The organism is Micrococcus sp. HSID17227, assembly GCF_003989405.1.
Lineage (GTDB): Bacteria > Actinomycetota > Actinomycetes > Actinomycetales > Micrococcaceae > Micrococcus > Micrococcus luteus.
The window spans coordinates 1-1,479 of sequence record NZ_RBLN01000394.1 but is presented as its reverse complement, the minus strand read 5'-3'; the positions used below and the strand labels follow the sequence as shown (position 1 = coordinate 1,479).

Genomic DNA, 1,479 nt, shown 5'->3' with positions numbered 1-1,479 from the left:
CAGCGGCCCCACGAGCGGCACGAGCACGATGACCGCCACCCACGCCGCCTTCGGCAGGCTGCGCACCTCGCGGGCGGGGGTCAACAGCGCCTCGAACAGCGCGTAGAGGGTCAGGCCCGCGAGGATGATCGCGGCGGGGATGATGAAGCGGCCCATCCCGCCAGTCTAGGCGCGGGCTGTGGGGTCGGCGGGCGGGGCGTCCGTCCTCGTAGGATGGACCGGTGCGCATCTTCTTCTACGGTCTGGTCCGCGTGGTCGTCTTCGTCGCCCTGTGGGCGCTGTTCTACTACGTGATGGACCTCGGGATGATCTTCGGGGTGATCGCGGCCACGATCCTGACGTTCGCGGTCAGCTACCTCTTCCTCGGCCGCCTGCGCACGGGGGCCACCGAGGACCTGTCCGCCGCGTGGGAGGGCCGCCCGGGCCGCCGGGGCCGCACCGAGACCGCCGACGCGGACGCCGAGGACGCCTACACCGAGGGCCGGTTCCGCGAGTGAACCCCGCGGGGCGACGGGGCGCATGACGCCGCCGACGCCGCCGTCATCCCGTGCTGCTCAGAGCAGCGCGCCGAGGGTGAACGTGATCGCGTAGACGATCCCGATCACGCCGGTCGCGCGCAGCACCGGGATCAGTGTCCGGCGGTCGTCGGCGCGCAGTACCGTGCGGATCGGCCGGATCGCGAGCAGGCTGCCGATCGGCACGAGCAGCAGTCCCGGGTGCTCCGCCACCCAGAACAGCGGCAGCAGCAGGGCGACGGCCAGCATGACGCCGTAGGACGCCCGCGCGGGTCCGTCGCCCAGACGGGCGGCCAGCGTCATCTTCCCGACCTCGCGGTCCGTGGGGATGTCCCGGATGTTGTTGACCATGAGCAGGGCCGTGGAGATCAGCCCGCAGCCGATCGCGCCGGCCCAGGCCAGGCCGCTGACGGCGCCGGCTTGGGTGTACGTGGTGCCGAGGACGGCCACCAGCCCGAAGAACACGAACACGAACACCTCGCCGAGGCCGAGGTACCCGTACGGCCGCTTCCCGCCGGTGTAGAACCACGCGGCCAGCACGCAGGCGACGCCGATCAGCAGGAACCACCAGTGCCCCGAGAGCAGGATGAGCCCCAGGCCGGCCAGCCCGGCGAGGCCGAAGAACGCGAAGGCCGCCTGCTTCACCTGGGCCGCGGGCACGAGCCCGGAGACGGTGAGCCGGAAGGGGCCCACGCGCTCGTCGTCGGTGCCGCGGATGCCGTCCGAGTAGTCGTTGGCGTAGTTCACGCCGATCTGCAGCGCGAGCGACACCACGAGGGCCAGCAGCGCCGCGCCGAGGTGGAAGGAGCCGAGCTCCGCGGCGGCGGCCGAACCGACGATCACGGGGGCGATCGCCATGGGCAGCGTGCGCAGGCGCGCGGCGGCGACCCACTGGGAGAGCGTGGCGGCCATGGGCGGGGGTTCCTCCTGGGGAGCGGGGTGGGCAGCGGCGCGCGGCGGGCCG

General features: G+C 73.1%; 3 protein-coding genes. 1 reads left to right on the top strand and 2 read right to left on the bottom strand.

What is annotated here, in order from left to right; all coding sequences use genetic code 11:
* A partial coding sequence (locus tag D8M29_RS12165) for a PLDc N-terminal domain-containing protein (RefSeq protein ID WP_174233364.1) occupies positions 1 to 156 on the bottom strand: 156 nt, incomplete at its 3' end.
* Positions 157 to 221: 65 nt separating this feature from the next.
* Between D8M29_RS12165 and D8M29_RS12160 the strand changes: the two genes are divergently transcribed.
* Entirely contained in the window at positions 222 to 497 is a 276-nt protein-coding gene (locus tag D8M29_RS12160; protein WP_010080315.1) for a DUF4229 domain-containing protein, read from the top strand.
* Positions 498 to 554: 57 nt separating this feature from the next.
* On the opposite strand, the gene D8M29_RS12155 is transcribed toward D8M29_RS12160, so the two are convergent.
* On the bottom strand, positions 555 to 1,427 hold the full coding sequence (locus tag D8M29_RS12155; protein ID WP_127435633.1) for a 1,4-dihydroxy-2-naphthoate polyprenyltransferase: 873 nt from the start codon (positions 1,425 to 1,427) through the stop codon (positions 555 to 557).
* Between the last annotated feature and the right edge of the window lie 52 nt (positions 1,428 to 1,479).

Coding starts and splice junctions, on each gene's coding strand:
- D8M29_RS12155 (WP_127435633.1), bottom strand. CDS start 1,427: ATGGCCGCCACGCTCTCCCAGTGGGTCGCCGCCGCGCGCCTGCGCACG.